A 26135-nucleotide genomic window follows, 5' to 3' on the forward strand; every position below is an offset into this window, starting at 1 on the left:
CCCGAGCGCCTAGTTCTCTTCGTCTCGTAGCTCCTCGTTCAGCTTGTCCTCACCGCGATTGCGGAAGAACTTGAATCCCGGAATGCCGATGACCGCGCGCCGAACGTCCTTGGTGACTCCGAGGAGTTCGTGAATCTCGGGGGACACCGTGTCGAGGGTGGCGAGAATGGGAAGCAGCGCTTCCATGTGATCGAGGAGTCCGGGGAGCTGATCGACCATCGCGATTGCGGCGTCGACTTCCTCCTCGGACAGGTTGTCGACGAACTTGCGGGCCATGGGCTCGGACTTCTTGGCGATTGGATCGAACAACTCGATCAGCTCCAGCGCGGTGTGTGAGGCGACCGACGCCGACGCGACCACCTCGTCCGCGGCCCCGGTTGTCCGCTGCACGCTGGCGACCACGGCGTCGGCGGAGTCGATCACGTGATCGATACGTGTCATCAACGTCTCAATGCGCGTCAGCAGTGCTTCGATTCGGCCGGGCAGGGTAAGCGCGAAAGCGGTCGTGGTGAGCATCCAGCCCGCACCGGCCCGAGCGACCGCGACTCCTCGCCGGAGCACAGTTTCGGTACCGAGGGGATCGGGGAGAACCACACCTGCCAAGACCAGAGCCATAGGAGCGACAATGCCACACCGACACAACGCCCCGAGTGCCGTTAGCCTCGAAGCATGAGAGCTCTCGTCACCGGTGCCAGCGGGTACATCGGGTCGCGGTTGGTGGCAGCTCTGCTGGCCGACGAGTTCGAGGTCGTCGTCGGCTCCCGAACGCCGGACAACCTGCGGACCTTCGACTTCTTCGACTCCGTCACCGCAGTCTCGCTCGATGTCACCGACGAACAGTCCTGCGCTGCCGCGTTCGCGCAGTCCGGCGACATCGACGTGGCCTATTACCTCGTGCATGCCATCGGCGAGTCCGATTACCGCGCGCAGGACCGGCGGTCCGCCGAGCATTTCGCCGCGGCGGCGGCGCGGGCGGGAGTACGCCGAATCGTCTACCTCGGTGGTTTCGTACCCGATGACGACCAGCTGTCGGAGCACCTCGCGAGCCGGGCGGACGTCGGCGAGGCTCTGACGGTGGACGGCGTCGAGTTGGTCTGGCTCAGAGCGGCCATCGTCCTGGGTGCAGGTTCGACGTCGTACGAGATGTTGCGCTACCTCGCCGACCGCTTGCCGGTGCTGCCGCTGCCGAGTTGGCTCGCCGAGCCCGTGCAGCCCATCGCCGTCGACGACGTGCTGCACTATCTGCTCGCAAGCGCCGACACCGATGCAGTCCCGGCGGGTTCCTACGACATCGGTGGGCCGGATGTGGTGCCGTATCGAGATCTGGTGTTCGCGTACGTCGAAGCTGCCGGCCTCCAGCGCATCGGCGTTCCGGTGCCGCTGGTGCCGACCTCGCTCGCAGGCAAGGTCATCGGAAAGATCATTCCGGTTCCCGCGGGACTCGCCGAAGATCTCGTCGGGTCGCTGCACAACACGATGACGACGTCGGAGAGTCGGATTCGTGAACTCGTGCCCGACCCTCCCCGAGGTCTCACCACGATTGCCGACGCCATGGCCCGTAGTGTGCGGGGAATGGTCGGTGACCCTCCCGGTGTGTGTGCGTTGAAGGATCCGCTTCGGCTCGCGAGCACCGACGCGGCCTGGAGCGGCGGTGACGCTCTGGGGATCAGGCGTCGCGGTGTCGCGGCATCCTCGGACCGCACCTGGGGGTTGATCGAAGCCCTCGGCGGGCGTCGACTGCTGTACGCCAAGCCCGTCGCGGCAGCGGTGCGCACCAATCTCGACGTGATAGCCGACGTGAATCGACGCGCGAGGTCGGCCGTACGCCGACTGACCGATACCGAGGAGGCGTGATGGGAACGTGGTCCACGACCGCGCTCAACGTGATGAAGTCCGCTCTGGTCGATCCGGTCGAGCGCGATCACCGACAGTCCGACGCAGCGTTTCGCAAGCGCCGAATCGTCGTGATGATCACCTTGGTGATCGGCGCGACGGTGCTGTACTTCTCGCTCAAGACGGAGCCGGGTGACCCGACGTTCTATGCGCTGACGCTGGTGCTGGCCGCAGTCTGGACGATCGGTGGATTTGCGTCCGGACCACTGCACCTGGGCCGTATCCAGGTCGGCGGGTCGATCAGACGGCCGATCGTCACCCCCATCCTGATCGGACTCGCCGTGGGCGGAGTCTTCTTGCTCGGCGGACTCGTGGTTCGGCAGATTCCGCCGCTGGCCGACTTCACCGAGAACGTGCTCGCACACGCCCGGGTGGGGTCACTGGTTCTGATCGTCTTCATCGCGCTGCTCAACGGCGTCGCCGAGGAGATCTTCTTCCGGGGAGCCCTGTACTCGGCCATCGGGGTCAAGCATCCGGTGATCATCTCCACCGTCATCTACGCCATTGCCACCCTCGCATCCGGCAATCCGATGCTGGGCTTCGCGGCTGTCCTGCTCGGTTACGTGATGGGTCTGCAGAGGCGTGCGTCCGGCGGAATCCTGGCTCCGATTCTCACGCACGTCAGTTGGTCGGCGGTCATGGTCCTCGCCCTACCCCCTCTGTTCCTGTGAAAAAGAGGCACAAGCACCGATTCGACCAGCAGAAACGGATGTGGCCGCTGATTCGTCTCGGATCTGGGCTACATTGCGCAGGTGAGTGAAAATCTCGATCGCGTCGATCGCTTGATCATCGACGAGCTTGTCTCCGACGGACGCGCTACTTTGGCGACGTTGGCGGTAAAGGCTTCCCTGTCCGTGTCCGCCGTTCAATCGAGGGTTCGACGGCTGGAGTCCCGGCGCGTCATCCGTGGATACACGGCCCAGGTCGATCCGGAGGCCCTCGGCCGTCCGCTGTCGGCATTCGTCGCCATCACTCCGATCGATCCGGCCCAACCGGACGATGCCCCCGCCAGGTTGAAGCATCTGTCGGCCATCGAGTCGTGTCACTCGGTTGCCGGTGAGGAAAGCTATGTTCTGCTGGTGCGAGTCGAATCGCCGAGGGCGCTCGAACGCCTGCTGCAGGAGATCCGGGCAACCGCCAACGTGCAGACGCGCAGCACGATCATTCTGCAGACGTTCTACGACCGCTGACTGCCCGCCAGACGCGGTCCGACGACATGGGTAGGTCGTACAGCCGGGCACCGACGGCGTCGCGAATGGCGTTGGCCAAAGCCGGTGCCACGGGGTTGTACGGAGACTCGCTCATCGACTTCGCGCCGAACGGGCCCAGACGGTCGTAGGTGTCGGCGAACAGAACTTCGGTGCGAGGAATGTCCGCGAACTGCGGAACGTGGTAGCTACGAATCGAATCGGTGGTGACCAGACCGGCACCGTCGGTGCGGATCTCCTCGTACAGCGCGCTACCGATCGCCTGTGCGACGCCGCCCTCGACCTGACCACGGCACTGCTGCGGGTTCATCACGGTTCCGGCGTCCGCGCTCTGCACCGACTGCAGTATTTTCACGATGCCGGTGTCCTCGTGCACCGCCACCCGGAACGCGTGCACGTTGAACGCGAGCGAACGCGGCAGCCCGCCACTGTTGCCTGCGGTGACGAGGGTGCCTCCCGCCATCGCCAGAATGTCGTCGAGGGTGACGAAGCGATCTCCGCAGCGCACGCCCTCCGGTCCGAGTGCGCAGTCCGAATTTCGGTGTCCGGTCGCGGTGGCGGCCAGATCCAGGATCCGAGCCGACATCGCGCGAACCGCCGCATACAGGGCCTTGCCTGCCACCACGGTGCCCGCCGAACCGAATGCGCCCGTGTCGTATGTGACCGAGTCGGTGTCGGATTGATCGACTCCGATGCGATCGACGGACGTGCCCAGTTCGCTCGCCGCGATCTGAGTGTGGACGGTGGTGGTTCCATTGCCGAATTCCGCAGTCCCGACGCGTATCTCGTACCGCCCCTCGGGTAGTAGTGCCACCGAGGTCTCGGCGCGGTGGCCGCGCGGGGGAATGGTCGCGATCATGGCCACCGCCATTCCTTCGCCCACCTTCCAGCCCTCCGGTGCGTGCTCGCCGTTGCCTCGTCGCAGAGCGGCTTCGGCAAGGTCGATGCACTGGTCGAGGCCGTAGCTGCCGAACTGCAGGTCGTCTCCCTCGTGGTGGGCGGCGACGATGTCGTCGCCGGGGACGATCACGTTGCGTCTGCGAAACTCGAACGGATCGACGTCGATCTCTCGCGCCAGATCGTCCATCGCCGATTCGATCGCGAACATCACCTGTCCCAAACCGTAGCCTCGGAAAGCTCCGGACGGGATGTTGTTGGTGTACACCGTCTTTGCGTCGACCCGTTTGTTGGCGCACCGGTAGATCGCCACCGACTCGCCGCAGCCGTGGAACATCACACCTGCACTGTGGTTCCCGTAGGCACCGGCGTCGGTGAGAACGTCGATCGACAGGGCGGTCAGCGTGCCGTCGGCGCTCGCGGCGGCCGTGACGTCGACGCGGAACGGATGGCGGCACGGTGCCACGGTGAACTCGTCCGTACGCGTGAACTCGAACTGCACCGGTCGACCGGTACGCAGTACCGCCAGCGCCACCACGTCCTCGGTGAGCAACTCCTGCTTGCCGCCGAATCCGCCGCCGACGCGCGCGGTGAACACGCGAACACGATCGCGTGCCAAACCGAAGATCTCGCAGATCTCGTCGCGCACCAGAAACGGAACCTGAGTGCTGGTGCGTAGATTCAGTTTTCCGGTCTCGTCCAACCAACCGATGGTGCCGTGTGTTTCCAGGTGCACATGCTGAATCCGCTGCGTGGTCCAGCGGCCGGTGACCACCGCCGCCGCGTCGCGAACGGCAGCGTCGACGTCTCCGGTACTGCCGTGCAGCTCGGCCACCAGATTGCGAGACGGATCCGCGATTCGCGCCGTCGCGTCCTTGTCGCCGTGGATCTTCGGCGCATCGGGTGCGAGCGAGGACTCCGGATCGAACACTGCAGGCAGCACGTCGTACTCGACGACAAGAGCGCGGCACCCCTCCTCGGCCGCTGCCACCGATTCTGCGACAACGATCGCCACTCGCTGGCCGATGAAGCGCACGACGGTATCGAGAACATGGGTGTCGTCCGGATCGTCGACGCGGCGGTCGTGGCGGGCCGTCGAGAATGCCGTCGCCGGACTGTCTTTCGCAGTCAGGATCAGGTGCACCCCCGGCACCTGCTCTGCCGCGGTGGTATCGACGGAGACGATCCGCGCATGCGCGTGTGGACTTCCGAGAACACTGGCGTGCAGCAACCCGGCAGGGGTGTGGTCGAGTGTGTAGGGCTCGGTTCCGGTGACGATGCGCGTGCTGGCGGGTGCCGCGAGCGACCGTCCACACGCCGGACCGTCGACGGACTTCTCGGTGTTGACCACCCCGCAGACGGCGTCGGACACGGCGCGATATCCGGTGCAGCGACACAGATTTCCCTTCAGCCGTTCGGGAAGCTCGTCCAGATCTTCCTCGGTCAGCGTCGAGGCGGTGACGACCATTCCCGCAGTGCAGAATCCGCACTGGAAACCGGCGGCTTCGACGAATCGGCTCTGCATCGGATGGAGGTCGTCCGGTGTACCGAGTCCCGCGACGGTGGTGACGGACCGGTCGGCGGCACGGAACGCGGGAAAGATGCACGAGTGCACCGGTTCGCCGTCGACGAGCACCGAGCATGCGCCGCAGTCGCCTGCGTCGCACCCTTTCTTCACCTCGAAGTGGTCGTGTTCGCGGAGCAGGGTGCGCAGGCACTGCCCGGGCCGCGGAGTGACATCGGTCGGCACACCGTTGATGTCTACGATCATGACAACTCCTCGCGAATCTGCTGCGCTGCAGTGCAACTGATGTGTCGACGCCAGTCCGGAGCCCCGTGGGGGTCGTCGTACCAGTGCTGGGGACCGATGGTGGCGGCGAGCGCGTCGTCGAGTTCGTCCGCCGTCGGCAGGCCGGGGAAACGCAGAACGAACGGACGGACGGTCGACGCGCTGACGGTCAGAACGAATTCGCCGCCGTCGTCGACCCGTCCGATCACCAGGGCGGCCGATCTCCCGAGTGGTGACAGTGCGAGCTTGCGCATCGCCGTTCTGGACTGAAGTGCGTGCAGCGGAATATCGATGCTGCGCAGCACGTCTCCCGGTCGAAGGGCGTTGGCGTGCGGGCCCGTGATCAGGTCCGCGATGGCGATGCGGTAGTCGTGATCGGGCCCATCACCCGACCACACCTGCCCGACACCGTCGAGAGCGGCGGTCAACGAGATCATCGCTCCGGCAGGCAGGGCCAGCGCGATGTTGCCGCCGACGGTGGCGGTCTTCCAGATCTTGAACGAGGCCAACAATGCTGCTGCGCAGCGGGGGAACAATGCGGTGGCCGGCCACGGAGAGGTGTAGCGCGCCAAAGTCTCGATGGTGCAGGTGGCAGCGATTTCGAGCCCGGTCTCGGTGACGGTCAACGGCTCCCAGCCCAAGGCGGTGACATCGACGAGGGTGGCCAGGTGGTCCTGCTTCTCGGAGAACAGCCAGGTACCGCCGGCAAGGACGGCGGTGTCCGCGCGTCCGGGCGGAAGGTCCGCGCGGGAGCCGGGAAGCAGAATGTCGTCGACAGTGCCGAGATCCATGGCCTTCGTTCACCTCGTTCTCGCCGGCAGATCCACCACGCCGACAGATCCGACACCCGATGTGTCCCTTCGAACTGTAGTGAGTATCTGTTACCGATCTTCGGTCGTTCGGCGATACGCCCGAAACTCGCACGAAACAACCCACACATACTGTTTTTCCTACGAGCTCAGCTGTTTCGAGCACGCTCAGCCAGGGCCGGGGGAGGGACAGCAGTGCAGGTCAAGGACTTGCTCGACGCCACGCAGCTCGGCATTCGATTGCTCACCTCCGATACCGACGCCCTCGGCCGCACGCTGCGCTGGACGTACACGACCGATCTGCCCGATCCGTCGCGCTACATCGCGGGTGGCGAGCTGGTCATCACCGGTCTCGTGTGGCATCGAACGCCCGCGGACAGTGAGATGTTCGTCAGGGCCGTCGCCGATTCGGGGGCTTCGGCACTGGCCGCCGGTGAAGGGTTGCTCGGCCACGTTCCACCCGACTTGATCGACGCGTGCGAGCGGCACGGACTACCCCTGCTCGCGGTACCCGAGACCGTCTCGTTCGGCGAGGTGACGGAGTTTCTCGTCGGCCGTGTCACCGGAGATCGCATAGCCTCGCTGAACAGCTCGCTCGTTCGGCAACGCCAGCTGCTCACCGCGATCGCGGACGGCAGAGCGCTCGACGAGTTGGCCCTGCACACCTCCAGGGAAACCGGGATGGCGTGTCTGATCTTCACGGCGACCGGACGCCGGCTGGTGGCCGAGGTCTCGGCGTTCTCCGATGCCGACGTGGATACTCTGACGCACGCTGCGCTGTCCTCCGAAAGGCTGCCCACGACAACCACTCTCAGTGACGGAGGTGTGTACAGCATCTTCGGTGTCGGGCCTGCGCTCGCGCAGCGGACCACACGATGGTTCCTCGCGGTGGCGGGAGACGTGGCGACGTTCCCACCCGCCATCGCCGATGCGTTCGGCCAGCTCGCGGCCATCGCCGCGCTCGATCGTGCTCGACGCGAGGAGGGGCGACTGGTCCGACGCGAAATCGCCGACCAGGCAGTGGCGTTGATCGAGGCCGACAGCACCAGACCCGAGGCCCTGACGCGGCTGCGTCAGGCAGGCGTCGACCCGGACCGCTCGCTGGTCGTCGTCAGAGTCGTTCACAGCGGACGGATCGACCTGCGCGAGATGCTGCGCACGGTTCTCAGCGACACACTCACCTCCTTCGGTGGAGGATGCGTCGGGTGCAGCACGCACGGCGACATCGTCGCTGTCGTGAACACCGACGATCCTGATTTCACACAGACCCTGCGAACTCGATTGACTCGCTTGGGTTCCGGCATCGGGCACAGCCGTCTGCTCGTGGGGGTCAGCTCCGAGGCGACCGGGATCACCATCGACGGCGCGCTGCGATCGGCCCGGCACGCACTCGAAGTCAGCAGACAAGGGTCAAGCCCGGTGACCGTCACCGCGGGTGCGCAACTGACCTCGGCGGTGTCGATGCTCTCGGCTCTGCCGGACGACGTGCGTCGGTCGTTCGTCGAACACGTTCTCGCTCCACTGCTCGACTACGACCGGCGCACCGATGCCGGACTCACCGACACCCTCCGCGAATTCCTGGCGACCGGTGGATCGTGGAACCGGACGGCCGAGTCGTTGCACGTCCACCTCAACACCGTGCGGTACCGAATCAAGCGAGTGGAGGAGTTGCTGGGCCGGGATCTGAATTCCACCTCGGACCGGCTCGATGTCTACCTCGCGCTTCAATCCATCCCTCGTTCGTCGGCCACCGGGGCCGCATAGGATCGAGGAATGACTGGCTTCACCGGAATACCCTTCGCTGCCCTGGACTTCTACGAGGACCTCGAAGCCGACAACAGCAAGCTCTGGTGGAGCGAGCACAAGGAGGTCTACGACAGCGCGGTCAAGGGGCCGATGACAGCATTGCTCGCGACCCTCGAACCGGAATTCGGCAGCGCCAAGGTGTTTCGCCCCTACCGCGATGTCCGTTTCTCGAAGGACAAGACGCCGTACAAGACCCATCAGGGTGGATTCGTCGCTCGTGGGGACAGTCTCGGCTACTACGTCCAGATCGACCCCGCCGGCTTGTTCGTCGCAGGCGGCTTCTACAACTCCTCGACCGAGGGTGTCGCCCGCTACCGCCGCACCGTCGACGACGACGTCCGCGGTGCCGAACTCGAGCGAATTCTGGCGACGCTGACCAAGGCCGGATACGAGATCGGCGGCGGCAAGCTCAAGACCAAGCCGCGGGGATACGAGCTGGAACACCCGCGCATCGACCTGTTGCGCCACAAGTCACTCACCGCGGGCAAGCATTTCGGCTCGCCCGCGTGGCTGGAGACACCCAAGGCCGCCACGAAGGTGCGCGATGCCTGGCGAGCCCTGACCCCGTTGGTGGAGTGGACTGCGGCGCTGCACACGTGAGCGCAGCGCTCTATCCGACGACAGAGTATGTCCGCCAGGCACTTCCGGCGTCCGGGGCATCCTCACGCTCGACGGTTGCCTGAATCAGACCGTACGGCCGGTCGTCCGCGTTGAACACCTCGAGATTGTTCTCGATGCCGAACCTGCCCAGGTCGTAGACGAAGTGATGCTTGTTCGGTGCGGACATCGTGATCTCTGCGATGAACGGATACTTCTCCAGCACCGCCTCGCCCATGGCGTACAGAGTCTGCTGGAGGGCCAGTGACTGCAGATTGGCGAACCGCTCGATCATCGCCGCCTTCACACCCGCGTACACGGCGTCCCACTCGACGTCGGTGGTGGTGTATCGCCATTGCGCGGTCAGCGATGTCGCCATCACCCGGTCGGTGGTGGGTTCGAGAATCGTCAGGTCATCTTCGAGGAATCCGTGGAATTCCGAGCCCGTGGACTTGAGAATCACCATCTCCTTGAAGCCGCTGATCACCCACGTCTGCTGCGCGTCGCCCTTACCCTCGACGGTCACCGCCGACGTACGGATCTCCTCACCCTTGCGGGTCCACGTGTGATCGTGCTCGACGCCGTCGATCACCGCGCGAGCCCAGGCGTACTCCTCGAGTTCGATGCGGGCCCCTTCGACGGGTTCCACATCGTCGACGAAGTGCCGAGCGAGATCGAGGCCGTAGCTCTCGAGATGCAGCAACCCCTTGGTCTTCGCGTACGCGTACGCGGTCTGCTTCTGGGTGTCGGTGGGAAGCACGTTGGACTGATCTCCCACCAGATGCGCGGGCGAGAAGTCGCCGCGCAGAGCGCTCGACACGTTGATGTCGTGGATCTCGTGCCGGGGAGAGTCGCGATAGATCCGCACCACGCGGTTCTCGGCCTTGCCGTACTGATTGGATCCGAGGACGATCTTTCCGGTCAGGTCGGTCATGTCAGCTCCCGCGATAGGTCGAATAAGCAAAGGGGGACAACAGTAATGGGACGTGATAGTGGGCGTCGGGATCGGTGACGGTGAAGGAGATCGACACCTCGGGATAGAAGCTCGGTGTCGATGTCGCCTCGAAATAATCGCCGGTGTCGAACGAGAGGCGATACACGCCCGGATCGATCGGCCCTGGCACCACCTCGCCGATTCGGCCGTCGCCATCGGTGGTGGCGGTGGAGATTTCGCCCTTCTCGGGATGGAACAACCGCACCCGCATCCCCACCGCAGGTGTCCCCGAGGTGGCGTCGAGGACGTGGGTCGACAGCCCCGTCACTGCTCTGGTCCCAGCATGCGTCCGAGGCGAATTCGGTTGATCTTGGCCAGTTCCACGCGGAGCACCCGTCTTTCGGTTTCGGCATCGTTGTCGAGCCTCTCCTCGAGGATAGCGAGCAGGTCCTCCGCGGACCTGCCCGTGGCGCACACCAGATACACATGGCCGAACTTGTCCTCGTACGCACGGTTTCCCGCCGCCAGCTTCTCGCGCACCTCGGTACCCGCCGTCGTCACAGCGGCCTGCTCACGTTTCGAGGACGGGTTGTCGGCCTTGCCGCCGATGCGTGGATGACCGTCGAGTGCATGGTCGATCTCGGCCTCGGGTAGTTCGGCAAGTACTCGATCCGCCCTGTCCAACAGCAGATCTCGACTGTCGAAGGGGCGACCCTGGGCGACTCGACGGGCCCAGATCGACGATGCGCAGCACTCGTAGAGTGCATGCATCGCTTGCCGATCACTGAGCCGATTGAACCCGTCGAGCCCTATCCATTCGTGCAGCACATCTCGCTCGCTATCTGAAGTCGTTGATGCGACCGAACCGCGCGGCCGCGATCGGGTTGGCGTCGGCCACGAGGTCGTCGAACCGGTAGTTAGCGATCTTGGCGATCTCGATCATCGCGAACGACCGCTCCGCCGACGGTGCGTTCTCGACGCGTGACCACCCGTTGGCCAGAACTCGATCGTAACGCTCCGTCTCCCGTGCACAGATCACCAGCGGGAAGCCGAAGTGTTCGCGGTATTCGGCGGCGAGTTGGACGATGTTGTCGTGCTCGTCCTCCTCCAGGTTGGACAAGCCGACGTGGTCCGCTGCGTTGAGGGTGCCGGTGGCGTCCTCGCTACCGAGATCGGGGTAGCTGTTGATCAGCTCGATCTGTTCCTCGGTGCTGCCGGCCAACAATGCCTCCTGGAACGCCTCGCGCAACCCGTGCGCATCGGCGAAAGGCCGCTGCTGGTACGCGCGTTCGACTACCCACGGAGTGCCCTGCACCAAGCCGCCGAACGTGGCAGCGAAGTCCTCGGCGGACATCTCGTTGACCGTGTCGAGGGTGATGCCCTTACCCGGACCACCCGCGACAGCCTGCCCGCGATTGCCGATGTGGAAGAACAAGACGTTGAGCACAATTGCCGAAACCGCGCCGAGAACGATGCCACTGCCGAACAACATTTCCAGCCAATCGGGCACACCCTCGGAGACCGTCGGTTGAATGGTCACGAGCATCGCGAGACCGAGGCTCGTCGCGACGATGATCAGGTTGCGGTGATCGGTGAAGTCCACCTTCGACAGAGTCTGGATTCCGACCACGGCGACGGTCGCGAACAGGGCGAGCGCCGCTCCGCCGAGCACCGGCGGCGGGATGGATGCCACGACGGCTGCGGTCTTGGGGAGCAGACCCAGCAGAATCATGATGCCGCCCGCCGTGGCCACCACCCAACGGCTGCGCACGCCGGTCAGGCGGACCAGGCCGACGTTCTCCGAGAAGGCCGTGTACGGGAACGAGTTGAACGTGCCGCCGATGACGGTGGCCACGCCGTCCGCGCGCAGAGTCGCTGCGATGTCGTCCTTCTTGATGCGCTTGCCGACGATCTCACCCGTCGCATACACACTGCCGGTGGTTTCGACGGCGATGATGAGCATGACCACGATCATCGAAATGATCGCGACGACACTGAATTTGGGTACACCGAACAGGAAGGGCTGCGTGAACCCGACCCACGACGCCTCGGAGGTGCCGTCGAAGTTCATGTCTCCCAGAGCGAACGCCACGGCGCTACCGATCACCAGGCCCAGAAGCACGGCGATGGTGGCCATGAAACCCTTGAAGAAGCGTTGGATCAGCACGATGATCAGCAGGGTGCCGATCGCGTAGGCCATCCACCGTCCGTTGGACGGATCCTGTTCGTGGGTAGCAGGATTGGTCACCGCATCGTTGACCGCCACCGGCAGCAACGCCACACCGATGATCGTGATGACGGTACCGGTGACCACCGGTGGGAAGAATCGCAGCAGCCTACTGAAGTACGGAGCCATGAAGAACGTGACGAGACCGGCGACGATGACGGCGCCGTAGACGTACAGCAACCCCTCGGTGCCGCCGCCGTTCGCCATCGCGATCGCGATCACCGGAGAGACACCGGCGAACGTCACGCCCTGCAGGAGCGGCAGGCGGACACCGATCTTCCAGAATCCGACCGATTGAATGATCGATGCGATGCCGCAGGTGAACAGATCCGCATTGATCAGGTGGATCAACTGTTCGTTGGTCAGTCCGATCGCGCTGCCGATGATGATCGGCACCAAGACCGCGCCTGCATAGAACGCGACGACATGTTGGAACCCGTAAGCAGCAAGTTTCGGAACGGGGAGCACTTCGTCGACAGGATGGACACGTTTGCGTGTGGTGGGCTTGACGGACATGGGTGGGCACCTCGCGGAAGCAACAGGGCAGGATTCCTGCGACGCTGCAGGAGAAGTGCACTAAGAATCAGTCATCACGCCTATCCTCGCTAGTCGAGCGAGCACAAACTTCGGGACGTACTCGACGTGGACGTTGTGCGAACATCCAAGACTCCACCCGAGAGTGAAAGGAACGATCGTGTCGGACCTTGCCGTCGGAGTGGTACTGGCCGCCGGTGCCGGAACGCGATACGGATCGCCCAAAGTGCTCGCCCACGACGGGCTGTGGCTGAGGACGGCGGTGCAGGCATTGCGCGACGGCGGCTGTGATCGCGTGGTCGTGGTGCTGGGAGCGGCGGATGCGCCCGTGCCCGACGGTGTGATCGCGGTGCATGCGCCCGACTGGCACCAGGGCATGAGCGCATCCTTCATCACCGGGCTGTCGGCGGCGTCGGACGCGGAATACGCGGTTGTGCACGTGGTCGATACGCCGGACGTCGGACCCGAGGTGGTGCAGGCAGTACTTGCCGCAGCGCGGGAGACCGGTCTCGCAAGAGCCGTGTTCGACGGCCGTCCCGGCCATCCGGTCGTTCTGGCGCGTCGACACGTCGACGCAGCCGTGGCATCGGCCTCGGGGGACTTCGGTGCACGCGACTTCCTACGGGGAAGAGACGACGTGATCGCCGTCGAATGTTCGCAATGGGCAACGGGAATCGACCACGACTATCGGTGAGCGGACGCCCAGTCTGCATGTTCGGCCGAGTCGGCCTCGTCATCGACTACGAGGATCGGGGCCGGTAAGCGTCCCCGCGGGGACGCTTACATCCGCGCATTTCGGCGACAATGTCGTCGATCATGCCGTCGAACTGATGACCACCGGTCGACAACTCGATCACTCTCGCCGACGGGAGAGCCGTCGAGTTCGACGCCAGGTGAGAAATGGGAACCACGTCGTCGTCCCGGCAGTGGACGAGCATCAGGTCGGTCTCGGGCTCCGGGCCGGTGAACGCGTAGTCGACGACGTCCCATCCACGAGGAGTCCAGTCCGGCATCGCCAACAGAGTTGCCCGCCGCGGCCGTTCCCGTCGATTCTCTGCCAGGACCCCGACGAGGATCGATGCGCCGAAGGAATGCGCAATCACCGAATCCTCCGGTCCGAGCCGGTCCAGGTGCCGGCGAACCGGCTCGGCCCAGTCCTCGAAACTCATGGCGGTGTCTGACAGTTCGGGCATGCACAGATCGAGGTGCAAAGCCTGTGCAAGTCCGTTGGCCAGCGGTGCGTCGGCGAAAAATCCGCCGGCACCGTGAACGAACAGAAGTCGACCGACCATAGTGGGGTCCTTTCCTCGGCAATACTGTCATCGAAGAAGACCGAATCGCGGCCGTGAATTCACCGGTTGACCCGGATTCGGGGTCCGTGCGAGCATCGTCCTCAGCGTCGCGTGTCGATGACGGACTGCGTCAGGCATGGAGGCGTCGTACTGCCCAGGAGGCAGCGCATGTCCATTTCGTTCGATCACACCATCATCGTTGCGAAGAACAGTGCCGCATCGGCCGAGTTCTTTTGCACCCTGTTCGCTTTACCCGAGGCCCCGTCATGGGGGCCGTTCGTCAATGTGCAACTCACCGATGGAATTCTCATCCAATTCGCCGAACCCCCCTTCGGCGATATTCAGTTTCAGCACTACGCGTTTCGGGTCAGCGACGATCTGTTCGACGCGGCCTATACCAGGCTGGTCGACCAGGGCGTCGAACACTGGGCCGACCCTCGGATGACCGAACCCGGCACCGTCAACACCGACCACGGAGGCCGCGGAGTGTATTTCCGCGACCCGACCGGGCACTTCTTCGAGATGCTGACGCACTCGTACCTGCCGACACCGGGTGAGCCGGTACCGTAGCCACTGTGGCCGAGCAACAGCATGTTTCGATGACGAGGACCGCCTACGATACCGTTGCCGAGAGCTACGCCGACCTGGTTCGCGACGAACTCGAAGGGCGGCATCTCGAGCATGCACTGTTGGCGACATTCGCGGACCGAGTGTCGACCGGCGGTGTTCTCGAGGTGGGATGCGGAACCGGCCGCATTACCGACCAGTTGCACCGCCTCGGCCTCGACGTAGCGGGGATGGATCTGTCGCCCAACATGATCGAGGTCGCGCAGCGCGAACACCCGCACCTGCGATTCGATGTCGGATCGATGGAGGCATTGGACGCGGGTGACAGCTCTCTGGCGGGGATCGTTGCCTGGTACTCGATCATCCACACGCCTCCGCACCAATTGTCGAAGATCTTTGCCGAATTGCATCGGGTGCTGATGCCGGAAGGTCTGCTGCTGTTGGCATTTCAAGCAGGCAACGAGCGGGTGCGACTCGAGCAGGCGTACGGACACTCGGTCTCGTACGACGCATACCGACTCGACCCCGACATGGTCGCAGGCATGCTCGTCGAGGCGAACTTCGAGGTGGACGTCCGCGTGCATCGAGCTCCGATGGGATACGAGTCGACACCGCAGGCATTTCTGTTGGCCCGCAAACAAACATCGTGACCGCCTCGGATTGCCGCTGATGCCCCTCTCCGATCGGTAGGAGTCGCCCGATGCATGCACCCCGTCCACGCGTTCTCTTCGTCACCGACCTGGCGTATCTGTCGAAGGGCCGACGCTACTGCGACGAAGACATCTTTCTGTCGTCGCAGCTCCGCGAGTGGTTCGACATTGCGCTCTGCCACCCGCTCGACGCGCTTGCGCTGATGGACGGCTTCGATGTGGTCGTCATCCGGAACTCCGGGCCTGTGCTGGGGTACCAGGATGCTTTCGAAATGTTTGCTCGCCATGCGCGCGAGAACGGCACGAAGGTCTTCACCCAGCTGACCGGCAAAGGCGACCAGAGAGGCAAGCAGTACCTGGTCGATCTTTTCGCAGATGGTTTTCCGGTCATACCTACCGTCGACGACCCGCGGGACGTCTCGCGCTTACCCGAGGTGAATACCTATGTGGTGAAACCGAAATGGGGTGCCGACTCGATCGGCATGCGTCATTCCGGGCGCGCCGGATTATCGGAAGTAGAGCCGGGCAGCCTGATTCAGCCGCGAATCGATTTCGTGTACGAAGTGTCCTTCTACTTCATCGGCCGCACAGTTCAATACGCCTTGTACGCTCCTGACCCCGACCGACGTTGGGACTTGGAACCGTACTCGACTACTGCTCAGGACCGAGAGTTCGCGCAACGATTCGTCGATTGGAACGACATCGACCACGGAATCACTCGGGTGGACGCATGCCGCACCGTCGACGGAACGCTGCTGTTGGTCGAGCTCGAAGACCTGAACCCGTACCTCTCACTCGACCGGCTGACCGAGTCGACGCGTCGAGAGTTCGTGAACCACATGGCGGAGGCGATCGTAGCGCTGTGTGCCCAACCGTAGAGGGCGATATCAGTCGGGTACAGCACGCTGGACGCAGCATCGGTGCTCGCGATTCGGTAGCGTCGAGGCCGCGAAAGGTGGTGGCGGATGCCGATCACAGTGCTGCACATATCGGCCGCGCTGCTGTCGGTTCTGCTCGGTGCCGTGATTCTGCTCGCGCACAAAGGGACGCCGCGTCACCGGCGCTGGGGGCGGGTGTACGGCGTCGCCGTGGTGGTGATGGTCGCGTCGTCGTTCTTCATCACCGACCTGCGGGACGGCTGGAGCGTGTTTCATGCAGTGTCGATCCTGACGGCCGCGCTGGTGCTGTTCGGCTGGTCGCAGCCCGTGTTCGGGCGCTCTCGAGCGGGTTGGGTGCGACGGCACATGCTGTCGATGCAACTGTCCTATCTGGTACTGATCGTGACCGGAACGGCCCAGTTCTTCGACTATCTGCCTCTTCCGAACGACGCTCTCAACGCCATCGTTTTTCTGCAGTTGCTCCTGATGGTCGGGATCGTGGCAATCATTCGACGTAGTCGACGACCTGTCGGTTCCCAGGATTCGCTACGGTCTTGACCGTGATTTTCGGACCGAACGATGCGGTAATTTGTCGCCCCGCGAGGATCGTCGTCGCTGGGACGTCCGGTTCCGGGAAAACGACGCTGTCTGCCCGTCTCGGATCGATTCTGGGAATCGAACACATCGAGATCGACAGCTTGTTCCACGGCCCGAATTGGACGCCGCGTGCGACGTTCGAGTCCGAGGTGGAGGAGTTCGTCGCGCGCCCGTCGTGGGTCACCGAGTGGCAGTACAACATCGTTCGAGACCGTCTCGCCGATCGAGCCGATTTGTTTCTGTGGCTGGACCTACCGCGCCGAACAGTCATGCGGCAGGTGATGGTTCGGACGCTACGCCGCAGGCTCGGTAGGCGCGAGCTGTGGAACGGCAACATCGAACCCCCACTGCACCGCATCCTCTTCGACCGCGACCACATCGTTCGATGGGCATGGAACACCTACCGGTCGACTACCGAGCGAGTGCAGCGACTGAGTACACGTCGCCCGGAGCTGACGATCGTTCGCTTCCGTTCGCACCGGGACGTGGACGCGTGGATCGCGCACCAGCTGATTCCTCTGACCCGATAATTGTTGTCAGCAGCCCAATTGCGTTGCGAGAGAATCGATCGAGTCGATGCTGTGATTCCAGTCGGATTCCGCGGCGAGGTCGGTGGTCTGACTAGGCCCGTGTTCGAGGCGACGAGCGACGAATGCCGTTGCGAAGCCGCAGTCGGCGGCGGCAGCGAGATCACTGTTGTGTGCGGCCACCATCATGCATTCGCTCGGCTCGAGACCCAGAATGTCCGCGGTTCGGAGATAAGCATCGGGCATGGGCTTGTACGTCTGTACCGGTTCTGCTCCGAGGATTGCGTCCCACGGCAGTCCGGCATTCTTGGCCATATCGAGTAGCAACGAGATGTTGCCGTTGGAGAGCGGCGCGATGATGAACTCGGTGCGTAGTCGGGTCAGCCCAGAAACCGAATCCGGCCACGGATCCAATCGGTGCCACGCGTGATTCAAGGATGCGACATCACTGTCGTCGAGCTGAACATCGAACTCCGACAACACGACTCGAAGTGACTCGAGATGAAGTACATCGAGCCGGGTGAACGGTCGATTGCCCGACCGAACCTGTTCCATCGCCGGCTGATACAGACTGCGCCAGCGGTCGGCGAACGCATGACTGTCGATGTCGGGACCACACAGCGACTCGACCTCGCGGGCCACGCTGGTTCGCCAATCGACCACCGTGCCGAACACGTCGAACAGGAGCGCCTTCAACGATCCCTCTTCTTTTTCTTCGGACTCTTCGAGTGACCGCCCGCCGACAGCAGCGCACCCGCCAGTGGGATGAGAAGGAAGAACAGCCACTTCTGATCGAAGTCGGTGAGGAAGAACAATGCCAGTGAACCGAAGATGACCAGGGGCATCACCACTGCGCGCCAATCGATTCCGGCACCGCCCTCGGTCGGTGCCGGAGATTTCCCGAGCTGGGCGGGTGTGTGCGACGTCGACGCAGCGGGGAGATCGACGAATACCTTGTCGATCTCCCCACGCGTCGTCGCCGAAGCAACGACGGCACTGCGCTCGTCGAATTCGGGCACAGTCAGCCGACCCTCACTGAAGTGCAGACTCAGTGCCTCGAGGGCCTTCTCCCGATCAGCCGTACCGATTCGGATCTCCGGAAGCTCGGACATCGCTACGTCATTTGATCTCTGCGAGGACGGTGCCTTGGGTGATGGCGTCGCCTGCGGTGACGGTCAGGCCGGTGATGGTGCCTGCTTTGTGGGCGTTGACGGGGTTTTCCATTTTCATTGCTTCGAGGACGGCGATGAGGTCACCGGCGTCGACGGTTTGGCCTTCGTCGACGGCGACTTTGACCACGGTGCCCTGCATGGGTGCGGTGACCGAGTCTCCGGATGCGGCACCGGCTCCGGCACCGCCGCGGGTGCGGGCTTTGGGTTTGCGGCGTACCGCTCCTGCGGGCCCGCCGCCGTTGCCGCCGCCGAGGGCCAGTTCCCCGGGCAGGGAGACCTCGACGCGGCGGCCACCGACCTCGACGACGACGGACTGCCGCGGCAGGACGTCCTCGTCGTCGATGGGTTGTCCGGCGGTGAACGGGGGAACCTGGTTGTCCCATTCGGTTTCGATCCAGCGGGTGTGGACGTCGAAGGAGTCGCCGTCGCCGATGAACGCCGGATCGGAGACCACTGCGGCGTGGAACGGAATCACCGTGGCAAGTCCTTGGACATCGAATTCGGCGAGTGCTCGACGTGAACGGGCGAGGGCTTCCTCGCGGGTGGCGCCGGTGACGATGAGTTTGGCGAGCATCGAGTCGAACTGGCCGCCGATCACCGAGCCCGATTCGACACCGGAATCGACGCGCACCCCGGGTCCCGACGGCGCACGGAAGGTGGTGACCGGGCCGGGGGCGGGCAGGAAGCCGCGTCCGGCGTCTTCGCCGTTGATGCGGAACTCGAACGAATGCCCGCGTGGTTCGGGATCGTCGGTGATGGACAGTTCTTCACCGTTGGCGATCTTGAACTGCTGCAGCACCAGGTCGATGCCCGAGGTTTCCTCGGTGACCGGGTGTTCGACCTGCAGACGGGTGTTCACTTCCAGGAACGACACGAGGCCGTCCTGTCCGACGAGGTATTCGACGGTGCCGGCACCGTAGTAGCCGGCTTCGAGGCAGATGGCTTTCGCGGAGGAGTGGATTTCTTTGCGTTGGGCGTCGGTGAGGAACGGGGCGGGTGCTTCCTCGACGAGTTTCTGGAAGCGGCGTTGCAGCGAGCAGTCGCGGGTACCGGCGACGATGACGTTGCCGTGTTGGTCGGCGATGACCTGAGCTTCGACGTGGCGGGGCTTGTCGAGGTACCGCTCGACGAAGCATTCTCCGCGGCCGAACGCGGCGACGGCTTCGCGGGTGGCGGAGTCGAACAGTTCGGGGATTTCCTCGCGGGTGCGGGCGACTTTCATGCCGCGGCCGCCGCCACCGAACGCGGCTTTGATCGCGATCGGTAGGCCGTGTTCGTCGACGAAGGCGAGGATCTCGTCGGCGTCCTTGACCGGTTCGGACGTGCCGGGGACCGAGGGTGCTTTGGCGCGGGCGGCGATGTGGCGGGCGGTGACCTTGTCGCCGAGGTCGCGGATGGACTGTGGGGACGGTCCGATCCAGATCAGGCCGGCGTCGATGACGGCTTGGGCGAAGTCGGCGTTCTCGGAGAGGAATCCGTAGCCGGGGTGGATGGCGTCGGCCCCGGACTTGGTGGCTGCGTCGATGATCTTGTCGATCACCAGGTACGACTCCGCGGAGGTTTGACCGCCGAGCGCGAACGCTTCGTCGGCCAGACGGACGAACGGGGCGTCGGCGTCGGGTTCGGCGTACACAGCGACACTGGCCAACCCGGCATCGGCCGCAGCCCGGATCACCCGCACCGCGATCTCACCACGATTGGCGACAAGAACCTTGGTGATCTGAGCACTGGCATGGCTGGGCACTGAGCCTCCTACGGATGTGTTTCTCGCGTGCTTCGTTACGAACGTCACGTCGGAGTCTAAGCATCGGCACTGTCATCGCTGCAATCGGTCTGCAGAGCTGCAGCTGACCGGCGGCGAGCCGCGGTGAGCTACTGATTGGTAGCGATCTGACCGGTGTCGGTATGTCCGATATCGGATCGCTCGTCGCCCGTGAGGGGGAATCGGGCGGTACCGGTGTCCGCCACATCGCTCAACAATTTTCGGAAGGCACCGACGTATTCGTGAACCCGCGCGGTCGCCTGCTCGGTGTTGGGATAGCGAGCCGCGATGTTGATTCCCTGCGGCGTGCGGTTGATCCAGATGTACACGTCGTGCTGGTACTGCTTGCTGCGCAGCGCTCGGGCGTTCCAGTCCGGCCAGTGCTCGGCGGCAGGCGCGAACCGCACGTCCATGAACGAGACGACGAAACGCGGGCGTGCGGAGTAGCCCAGAGTGGTGAACACGCGATCGAGAGGAACTCGGGCGATCGGTTTGGTCTTCTTCACCTCGGCCGAGGCCGCCGCGACCACCGAGCCGAACGAGTCCGCACCGGCGATGTCGAAAGAGATGGGGCACAGTCCGACGAACCAACCCAGCGCCGACGCCCATTGCGGCTCGTCGCGAGTGTGCACCGGCGTCACCGTGCGGAAACGAGTGCCGCCGCCCAGTTCGGAGCCGGTGATGGCCAGAACTGCGAGCAACCCGGCGAACAGACTGTGTCCGGTCTTGCGGCAGGCGACCGAGAACGAGTCGGCCTGATCGGGGTCGAGCACCCACGCAGACAAACCACCCTGCGGCAGATCGTCCGGGCTCGGATCTCCGATGTCGAGTGGAAAGGCCGTTAGCTCGCCTTCGCCGTCGACGAGAAAATCCCGCCATATCCGCACCGCGTCGTGCGAATGCTCCAACTCTGCATTCCTCTCGCGTTCGGAGGAACCGAAGTCGAGGTAGCTGCCGGCCTCGAACAGGGCAGCGGGCGCACCACCGAGTTCCTCGCCGTACAGAGCAGCTATCTCGTGCGCGACCAGCACCGTGGACAGACCGTCGATGATCGAATGATCCGCTGCGAAGAACACGGTGACCGGACGCGTCTCGTCCACCGGTTCGAGCGTCACGAAGGCGTAGGCGGGCCAGATCAACGGCGAGGTGAACTCGTCGAACAGATACTGCAGGTGCTCGAACACCTCACTCGATTGCGCGCACCGTTCCTGCTCGACCTGCCAGATGTCGATGGCACCCTGCGCTGCGGTCACCCGCGTCATCTCGCCCGTCACCTCGTCGATCGACGCGCTCGAACGCATCGCCTCGTGCCGGTCGATCCAGTTCAGCACTGCCTGGCGAAACGCGGGCTTGTCCAGCGGGCCTGCGATTTCGAAGGCCGCGCCGAGCCATGATTCACGACCGCGGCGAGGACTGCTCAGGCTCGTACGAAGGTGAGCCTCGTGGACGTAGGACGTCGGCCTGGCGTCGGGATGCCAGCCAGCAGCCTCCGGAGTGCGGGCCTGCGGGCCGACGCTGGGTATCCACTCGGTGAGCGTGCCCGCGGGAACCGCGTAGTCCGCCAACTCCGTGAACTCCATATCGGCAGCAACCAACCTTCGTCGTACGCATCGGGGGGGACTGGGCTCAGGGGCCCTGCCGCGGAGTCTAACGACGACGCGTTGTATCGATCAAGACGACGGCACGCCACCTGCGCCGTCGCCGGTCAACGCAGGTGACGCTTGATCCGCGCCAACATCGCCGACATACCGCGCAGTCGCAACGGGCTCACCGCGTCGCTCAGCCCCAGAGCCGAGTAGAAGTCGTCCGGTACGTCGAGGATCTCCTGTGCGCCGAGACCGTCGAGTCCCTGCGCCAGGATCGAGGCGAACCCCCGCGTGGTCGGAGCTTCCGGCGGGGCGCTGAAGTACAGCCGGACCCGCGCCGGATCGCCTGCATCCACCGACAGGAACAGCGGAGACTGGCACTCCGGCACCGGCTCCATCGCATCCTGAGCAAGGTGGTCCGGCAGAGGAGGCAGTTCGCGACTGAACTCCAGCAACAGCTGCAGCTTGTCCTGCCCCTCCACCGCGGCGAAGTCCTCGACTATCTCGGCCAGGGATTCCGGCAAGGCGCTCATCGAGTGGCCGGAGCCGATCCGGGCTCCTCGCCCTTGGCGATCGGGACGCGAACGGCGTTGCCCCATTCGGTCCACGAGCCGTCGTAGTTCCGCACCGACTGGTACCCGAGCAGATGGGTCAACACGAACCAGGTGTGGCTCGAACGCTCACCGATCCGGCAGTAGGCGATCACGTCGTCGGTGGCGGAGGTACCGGAGTAAATCTCGTCCAGTTCCGTGCGAGACCGGAACCGTCCGTCCGGTGCGGCTGCCTTCGCCCAGGGGATGCTCACGGCGGTGGGGATGTGACCTCCGCGCAGTGCACCTTCTTCCGGGTAGTCGGGCATGTGGGTGCGCTCGCCGGTGTACTCGGCGGGGGAGCGAACGTCGATCAGCGGCACCGTTCCGAGCGAGCCGAGAACATCGGAGGCGAACGCACGAATGGGTGCATCGTCGCGTTCGATCACCGGATAGTCGGTGGCGGGGAACTCGGGCACGTCGAGGGTGGTGTCGCGGTTCTCCGACAACCAGGCGTCGCGGCCACCGTCGAGCAGACGCACGTCCTGATGTCCGAACAGCGTGAAGACCCACAGTGCATACGCGGCCCACCAGTTGCTCTTGTCGCCGTAGACGACAATGGTGTCGTCCCGGGAAATGCCTTTGCGGCTCATCAGTTTCGAGAACTGCTCGCCGTCGATGTAGTCGCGGGTGACCGGATCGTTGAGGTCGAGATGCCAATCGATCTTGACCGCGCCGGGAATGTGGCCGACGTCGTAGAGCAACACGTCCTCGTCGGATTCGACGACCCGAAGGCCGGGGGTACCGAGATGAGCGGAGAGCCATTCGGTCGATACGAGACGATCCGGATGCGCATAGTCGGCGAACGTTGCGTTGGAATCGGTTGGTACAGGCACGTATCGGCTCCTACGGAAGATATTCGGCTGGCGGCCCGCCCGGGGGTGGACGGTCTGCACTGTCGATCCTATGCGGAACCTCTGTCACGGGGCAGGAGTGGAGCCTGCGGAACGACTTCTATGAGGGCAGGAGTGGAGCCTGCGGAAGCGGTTTGTCAGGGCGTCAGGGCAGCGCTCTCGGGTTTTGCCGCGCCGGCGCGCATGAGGGCGACGAGTTCGGCGGTGAACGCAGTCATCACCGAGTGTGCCTGTGCAGTGTCGGGAAATCGTGACCGCAATGCCAGGCCCGCCGTGGTGCGGGAAACCCAGAACTGCGCGTCGTCGGACACCGTGGCGTTGCTGATGTGGTGTGCATCGGTTCGGTCGAAGCGTTCGTGTCCACCGATTCTGGTGTAGTCGATGTACGACACCATGAACACGTCTCGACGCGACAGGGTGAACGCATCACCGAGGTTGTTCAGTACCTGGGGGATCGGAACGGTGCTCAGCGGCAGCGCTGCACGAAACGCTGTGTGGGCCGCGGTGATCGTGTCGGTGAGGTCGTGTTGTACCTCCACGGTCATGGGAGCGTTCGTGGTGAACCAGCCGAGTGCACGCGAGAATTGCTGCTGATGGCGGGTGTGCAACGGGAACAGGAACGGCACGCGGCTCGGTCCGCCGATACCGGCGCAGGCCTGCCCGATCGCAGCGACGACCCCGGCGAACATCCCGGCTCCGGAACGGGCGCACAGCTGCTCGTAGTCGAGGGTGTGCTGCGCGTCGAGCAAGGGCGTGACAGTCGTTGCCTGAGGCGCGGTTTCACCCTCGGCGACGCCGAGGTCGAGCGGGAAACACGGCGTGGTGCCACCGCACTCGGTGAGAAAGTTGGACCACCGCACCATGCGTTCGTCCGTGGGATCGACGAGTGGCTGGGTTGCTTCGACACGGCAGTACTCGACGAACCCGCCGACCGGAGGCAGGGCTGTCTCCGGGTTCGACGGGAAGCGGCGGTAGGCGTCGTACAGGGTGTTGATCTCGTCGACCACGACTGCGATCGACATGGCGTCGACGTTGGAATGATCGAATGCGCACAACACCGTCGAGGTGTCCGGCCGATCGATTCCGAAACAGGTATACGACGGGTATCGTCGTGCGTCGCAGTGTAGTTCGAGTGAACTTCGGAGGTGACTCCGGAGCATGGACCCCGACGAGAAGGTGGTTCGAGTGGTTTCCCTCATCTCGACCGCACCCGGTTCGTGAACCATCCGCTCGATTCCCGCCGCCCCGCGAACGAACGAACTGCGCAGGGTGTCGTGTCGGTCGATCAGGCGCTCGAAGGCCCACCCCAGTGCGCGGGTGTCGAGCCTGCCCTGCACCTCGAAGGCTCCGGCAATCCAGACGCGCTCGGCTTCGTCCAGATCGCCGAGGTGAAACCGTTGGTTGAACGACGGCGGAACCGTCGACGGCTGCGGTTTCCCGGTGACGACGGCGGTGAACTCGACGACGGTGCCCGCGCGTGGGGTGTACTCAGTGATCGAGGTGACCCGCACCGGCCGGCTCCTGAACCAGATTTTCGAGCGTCAGATTGTAATCACCTTCGCGTGCAATGGTTTCCAGCACATGCGCCAGATGATCGTGGTACCGCTTCACCGCTGCGGCGGCAACGTCGGTATCAGGGGTCTGTGCCACCAGGTACAGGTGCTCGCCGTCTCGGTTGATCCACATCGATGCGTTCGACGTCGAACCCTCGCCGGTGAAATGCTTGGCGCGCGTGTCCGCGTCTCGTCCGACGCCGGGGAACCAGCGAAAGTCGATGTACGAGAGCATGTTCGGACTCACTGCCAACTCGCTACCGAGAGTGCCGTCGGCGGCCAGCGCGCCCAGCACGGCGTGCACCGGAGCCTCTGCGATCTGCTTGGCCTGCTCGAAGCCTCGGTGGGCTCCAGCCGCGACGTCGGAGAACCTGTCGTGTCCCGCCACCTCGAATGCGACCGGCGCGAAGTTGACGAACCATCCCTGGGACTGTCCGTAGTCACCGTGATGCCGGGTGCTGAGCACGGTGATCCCGAAGTAGTCGGTGTTACCGGCCAACTCGAAGTCGGTGATCCCGACGGCGGCGAATATGCCGCTGCTCATCCGCGCCCCAGCGGCCTTGCACGCGGCGTCGAATGCAGCGGTCAGTTCTTTGCTCAACAGGTCGCGTTCGACGATGCGGACCGGAGCTTTCTCACCGGGCGCGAGGCCGAGATCGAGCGGGAACCGAGGCATCCGGCCGTCGTGTCGGGTGAAAATGTCTCGCCAGGCCGCGATCTCGGGAGAATCGGCCCCGAACGTCGCGGCCCGAGCCCGTTCGTCGGCGGCGTAGGCCAGATGGCTACCTGCCTCTGCCGGGGTAGGTACGTCCGCGCCGGTCTCGAGTGCGTACAGATCGGCCAACTCGCTGATGACCAACGCTTGCGAGCCGCCGTCGGTGAATGCGTGATCTGCGCCGTAGTACAGGGTGAAGCTGCCGGGCCTGGACACGACACCGACGACGAATCCGGGCCAGGCGTCCGCGGTCGCCTCGGACGAGAAACGCCCTCGTACGTACCGTTGGAATCGGTCGTCGTCCGTGGTTTCTCCGGCGTCGGTCACCTCGAACGCCGCGACCTCGGGTGGGGCGAGATGCCGAACGACGTTGTTTCCCTCGACCTCGAACCAGCATCGAAGGCCCTCGTGACGCAGCACGTAGGCGGCCAGTGCGCGGCTCATCGCATCCGTGTCCACGTCACCGTCGATCTCGGTTGCCACCCCGGTGTACGCGGTGTGCACATCGCCGCGTTCGCGGGCCGCCCACGCGGCCTTCAGGTGGTCCTCCTGGAGAAACGAGACCGGAGTCGAATCGACAGGTGCCGCTTGGGCACTCGCACGGGCAGCCGCAGTGGGGTGCCATTCGAGCAGTCGGCCGGGAGCAGGATTCCATCTGCCCATAGCGGTGATGATCATGGTCGCTTCATCCTCCTCGA

General features: G+C 64.3%; 27 protein-coding genes. 11 read left to right on the top strand and 16 right to left on the bottom strand.

The features are described 5' to 3' along the window. Positions 1 to 9: 9 nt before the first annotated feature. Positions 10 to 615 carry a ribulose 1,5-bisphosphate carboxylase large subunit gene (locus tag R3P95_RS00135; protein ID WP_317547075.1) on the bottom strand — a complete coding sequence of 202 codons (606 nt, stop codon included), beginning with the start codon at positions 613 to 615 and terminating at the stop codon, positions 10 to 12. Positions 616 to 669: 54 nt separating this feature from the next. On the opposite strand from R3P95_RS00135, the gene R3P95_RS00140 reads away from it, so the two are divergent. The 3 genes from R3P95_RS00140 (at position 670) to R3P95_RS00150 (ending at position 3083) form a co-directional block, all read left to right on the top strand. Then, positions 670 to 1854, top strand: coding sequence for an NAD(P)H-binding protein (locus tag R3P95_RS00140; RefSeq protein ID WP_317547076.1), 1185 nt, complete (start codon positions 670 to 672; stop codon positions 1852 to 1854). Further along, positions 1854 to 2564 (top strand): CPBP family intramembrane glutamic endopeptidase, encoded by a 711-nt coding sequence (locus tag R3P95_RS00145; protein WP_068051435.1) that lies wholly within the window; start codon positions 1854 to 1856, stop codon positions 2562 to 2564. The genes R3P95_RS00140 and R3P95_RS00145 overlap by 1 nt, the downstream gene beginning before the upstream one ends. Before the next feature lie 81 nt (positions 2565 to 2645). Beyond that, entirely contained in the window at positions 2646 to 3083 is a 438-nt protein-coding gene (locus tag R3P95_RS00150) for an Lrp/AsnC family transcriptional regulator (protein ID WP_317547077.1), read from the top strand. On the opposite strand, the gene R3P95_RS00155 is transcribed toward R3P95_RS00150, so the two are convergent. Next, positions 3055 to 5769 (bottom strand): molybdopterin-dependent oxidoreductase, encoded by a 2715-nt coding sequence (locus R3P95_RS00155; protein WP_317547078.1) that lies wholly within the window; start codon positions 5767 to 5769, stop codon positions 3055 to 3057. The two genes, R3P95_RS00150 and R3P95_RS00155, sit on opposite strands and share 29 nt — an antisense overlap. Next, positions 5766 to 6578, bottom strand: coding sequence for an FAD binding domain-containing protein (locus R3P95_RS00160; protein WP_317547079.1), 813 nt, complete (start codon positions 6576 to 6578; stop codon positions 5766 to 5768). The genes R3P95_RS00155 and R3P95_RS00160 overlap by 4 nt, the downstream gene beginning before the upstream one ends. Positions 6579 to 6791: 213 nt before the next feature. Between R3P95_RS00160 and R3P95_RS00165 the strand changes: the two genes are divergently transcribed. Continuing rightward, positions 6792 to 8360: a PucR family transcriptional regulator gene (locus R3P95_RS00165; RefSeq protein WP_317547080.1), complete on the top strand. Its 1569-nt coding sequence runs from the start codon at positions 6792 to 6794 to the stop codon at positions 8358 to 8360. Between the two features lie 9 nt (positions 8361 to 8369). Continuing rightward, positions 8370 to 9002, top strand: coding sequence for a DUF2461 domain-containing protein (locus tag R3P95_RS00170; protein ID WP_317547081.1), 633 nt, complete (start codon positions 8370 to 8372; stop codon positions 9000 to 9002). Positions 9003 to 9012: 10 nt separating this feature from the next. On the opposite strand, the gene pucL is transcribed toward R3P95_RS00170, so the two are convergent. The 4 genes from pucL to uraD (R3P95_RS00190) are packed head-to-tail and all read right to left on the bottom strand — an operon-like array spanning position 9013 to position 12676. Beyond that, a complete protein-coding gene (pucL, locus tag R3P95_RS00175; RefSeq protein WP_094638994.1) occupies positions 9013 to 9933 on the bottom strand; it encodes a factor-independent urate hydroxylase in 921 nt (306 codons plus the stop codon). Position 9934: 1 nt separating this feature from the next. Further along, positions 9935 to 10261 (bottom strand): hydroxyisourate hydrolase, encoded by a 327-nt coding sequence (gene uraH, locus R3P95_RS00180; RefSeq protein ID WP_032376865.1) that lies wholly within the window; start codon positions 10259 to 10261, stop codon positions 9935 to 9937. Further along, entirely contained in the window at positions 10258 to 10761 is a 504-nt protein-coding gene (gene uraD, locus R3P95_RS00185) for a 2-oxo-4-hydroxy-4-carboxy-5-ureidoimidazoline decarboxylase (protein ID WP_269593477.1), read from the bottom strand. Before uraD (R3P95_RS00185) ends, uraH begins: the two co-directional genes overlap by 4 nt. 10 nt (positions 10762 to 10771) lie before the next feature. Next, on the bottom strand, positions 10772 to 12676 hold the full coding sequence (gene uraD, locus R3P95_RS00190) for a 2-oxo-4-hydroxy-4-carboxy-5-ureidoimidazoline decarboxylase (protein ID WP_317547084.1): 1905 nt from the start codon (positions 12674 to 12676) through the stop codon (positions 10772 to 10774). Between the two features lie 175 nt (positions 12677 to 12851). Between uraD (R3P95_RS00190) and R3P95_RS00195 the strand changes: the two genes are divergently transcribed. Further along, the gene (locus tag R3P95_RS00195) at positions 12852 to 13388 is read left to right on the top strand and encodes a nucleotidyltransferase family protein (protein ID WP_317547309.1); all 537 of its coding nucleotides are present in this window, start codon (positions 12852 to 12854) and stop codon (positions 13386 to 13388) included. A 46-nt stretch (positions 13389 to 13434) separates the two neighbouring features. On the opposite strand, the gene R3P95_RS00200 is transcribed toward R3P95_RS00195, so the two are convergent. Further along, the gene (locus R3P95_RS00200) at positions 13435 to 13986 is read right to left on the bottom strand and encodes an alpha/beta fold hydrolase (protein WP_317547085.1); all 552 of its coding nucleotides are present in this window, start codon (positions 13984 to 13986) and stop codon (positions 13435 to 13437) included. Between the two features lie 168 nt (positions 13987 to 14154). Between R3P95_RS00200 and R3P95_RS00205 the strand changes: the two genes are divergently transcribed. From R3P95_RS00205 to R3P95_RS00225, 5 genes are all read left to right on the top strand, one after another. After that, positions 14155 to 14556: a VOC family protein gene (locus R3P95_RS00205; RefSeq protein ID WP_149405421.1), complete on the top strand. Its 402-nt coding sequence runs from the start codon at positions 14155 to 14157 to the stop codon at positions 14554 to 14556. 29 nt (positions 14557 to 14585) lie between these two features. Next, complete coding sequence (locus R3P95_RS00210) at positions 14586 to 15203, top strand: class I SAM-dependent DNA methyltransferase (protein ID WP_317547086.1); 618 nt, start codon at positions 14586 to 14588, stop codon at positions 15201 to 15203. Positions 15204 to 15253: 50 nt separating this feature from the next. Next, positions 15254 to 16081: an ATP-grasp domain-containing protein gene (locus R3P95_RS00215; protein ID WP_317547087.1), complete on the top strand. Its 828-nt coding sequence runs from the start codon at positions 15254 to 15256 to the stop codon at positions 16079 to 16081. 87 nt (positions 16082 to 16168) lie between these two features. Beyond that, complete coding sequence (locus R3P95_RS00220; protein WP_317547088.1) at positions 16169 to 16639, top strand: DUF2306 domain-containing protein; 471 nt, start codon at positions 16169 to 16171, stop codon at positions 16637 to 16639. A gap of 2 nt (positions 16640 to 16641) precedes the next feature. After that, positions 16642 to 17208, top strand: a complete 567-nt coding sequence (locus R3P95_RS00225) for a P-loop NTPase family protein (protein WP_317547089.1) — start codon at positions 16642 to 16644, stop codon at positions 17206 to 17208. Positions 17209 to 17214: 6 nt separating this feature from the next. On the opposite strand, the gene R3P95_RS00230 is transcribed toward R3P95_RS00225, so the two are convergent. From R3P95_RS00230 to R3P95_RS00265, 8 genes are all read right to left on the bottom strand, one after another. Then, entirely contained in the window at positions 17215 to 17901 is a 687-nt protein-coding gene (locus R3P95_RS00230) for a haloacid dehalogenase type II (RefSeq protein ID WP_317547090.1), read from the bottom strand. Then, positions 17898 to 18317, bottom strand: a complete 420-nt coding sequence (locus R3P95_RS00235) for a DUF1707 SHOCT-like domain-containing protein (protein WP_068051410.1) — start codon at positions 18315 to 18317, stop codon at positions 17898 to 17900. The genes R3P95_RS00230 and R3P95_RS00235 overlap by 4 nt, the downstream gene beginning before the upstream one ends. Before the next feature lie 7 nt (positions 18318 to 18324). Further along, positions 18325 to 20121 carry an acetyl/propionyl/methylcrotonyl-CoA carboxylase subunit alpha gene (locus tag R3P95_RS00240; protein WP_317547092.1) on the bottom strand — a complete coding sequence of 599 codons (1797 nt, stop codon included), beginning with the start codon at positions 20119 to 20121 and terminating at the stop codon, positions 18325 to 18327. A gap of 128 nt (positions 20122 to 20249) precedes the next feature. After that, positions 20250 to 21719, bottom strand: coding sequence for a condensation domain-containing protein (locus R3P95_RS00245; RefSeq protein WP_317547093.1), 1470 nt, complete (start codon positions 21717 to 21719; stop codon positions 20250 to 20252). Positions 21720 to 21844: 125 nt separating this feature from the next. Beyond that, positions 21845 to 22258 carry a SufE family protein gene (locus R3P95_RS00250; RefSeq protein WP_037188062.1) on the bottom strand — a complete coding sequence of 138 codons (414 nt, stop codon included), beginning with the start codon at positions 22256 to 22258 and terminating at the stop codon, positions 21845 to 21847. Then, positions 22255 to 23151 (bottom strand): sulfurtransferase, encoded by an 897-nt coding sequence (locus R3P95_RS00255; protein WP_094639333.1) that lies wholly within the window; start codon positions 23149 to 23151, stop codon positions 22255 to 22257. Before R3P95_RS00255 ends, R3P95_RS00250 begins: the two co-directional genes overlap by 4 nt. 155 nt (positions 23152 to 23306) lie before the next feature. Then, a complete protein-coding gene (locus R3P95_RS00260; RefSeq protein ID WP_317547094.1) occupies positions 23307 to 24680 on the bottom strand; it encodes a condensation domain-containing protein in 1374 nt (457 codons plus the stop codon). Continuing rightward, positions 24658 to 26115 (bottom strand): condensation domain-containing protein, encoded by a 1458-nt coding sequence (locus R3P95_RS00265; RefSeq protein ID WP_317547095.1) that lies wholly within the window; start codon positions 26113 to 26115, stop codon positions 24658 to 24660. Before R3P95_RS00265 ends, R3P95_RS00260 begins: the two co-directional genes overlap by 23 nt. Positions 26116 to 26135: the final 20 nt, after the last annotated feature.

Origin of the sequence: Rhodococcus cercidiphylli (assembly GCF_033042225.1) — a bacterium.
In the GTDB taxonomy this organism is placed as follows: domain Bacteria; phylum Actinomycetota; class Actinomycetes; order Mycobacteriales; family Mycobacteriaceae; genus Rhodococcoides.

Coding starts and splice junctions, on each gene's coding strand:
- R3P95_RS00250 (WP_037188062.1), bottom strand. CDS start 22,258: ATGAGCGCCTTGCCGGAATCCCTGGCCGAGATAGTCGAGGACTTCGCC.
- R3P95_RS00205 (WP_149405421.1), top strand. CDS start 14,155: ATGTCCATTTCGTTCGATCACACCATCATCGTTGCGAAGAACAGTGCC.
- uraD (WP_317547084.1), bottom strand. CDS start 12,676: ATGTCCGTCAAGCCCACCACACGCAAACGTGTCCATCCTGTCGACGAA.
- R3P95_RS00140 (WP_317547076.1), top strand. CDS start 670: ATGAGAGCTCTCGTCACCGGTGCCAGCGGGTACATCGGGTCGCGGTTG.
- R3P95_RS00210 (WP_317547086.1), top strand. CDS start 14,586: ATGACGAGGACCGCCTACGATACCGTTGCCGAGAGCTACGCCGACCTG.
- R3P95_RS00235 (WP_068051410.1), bottom strand. CDS start 18,317: ATGTCCGAGCTTCCGGAGATCCGAATCGGTACGGCTGATCGGGAGAAG.
- R3P95_RS00170 (WP_317547081.1), top strand. CDS start 8,370: ATGACTGGCTTCACCGGAATACCCTTCGCTGCCCTGGACTTCTACGAG.
- R3P95_RS00220 (WP_317547088.1), top strand. CDS start 16,169: ATGCCGATCACAGTGCTGCACATATCGGCCGCGCTGCTGTCGGTTCTG.
- pucL (WP_094638994.1), bottom strand. CDS start 9,933: ATGACCGACCTGACCGGAAAGATCGTCCTCGGATCCAATCAGTACGGC.
- R3P95_RS00215 (WP_317547087.1), top strand. CDS start 15,254: ATGCATGCACCCCGTCCACGCGTTCTCTTCGTCACCGACCTGGCGTAT.
- R3P95_RS00135 (WP_317547075.1), bottom strand. CDS start 615: ATGGCTCTGGTCTTGGCAGGTGTGGTTCTCCCCGATCCCCTCGGTACC.
- R3P95_RS00160 (WP_317547079.1), bottom strand. CDS start 6,578: ATGGATCTCGGCACTGTCGACGACATTCTGCTTCCCGGCTCCCGCGCG.
- R3P95_RS00200 (WP_317547085.1), bottom strand. CDS start 13,986: ATGGTCGGTCGACTTCTGTTCGTTCACGGTGCCGGCGGATTTTTCGCC.
- R3P95_RS00245 (WP_317547093.1), bottom strand. CDS start 21,719: ATGGAGTTCACGGAGTTGGCGGACTACGCGGTTCCCGCGGGCACGCTC.
- R3P95_RS00155 (WP_317547078.1), bottom strand. CDS start 5,769: ATGATCGTAGACATCAACGGTGTGCCGACCGATGTCACTCCGCGGCCC.
- R3P95_RS00145 (WP_068051435.1), top strand. CDS start 1,854: ATGGGAACGTGGTCCACGACCGCGCTCAACGTGATGAAGTCCGCTCTG.
- R3P95_RS00265 (WP_317547095.1), bottom strand. CDS start 26,115: ATGATCATCACCGCTATGGGCAGATGGAATCCTGCTCCCGGCCGACTG.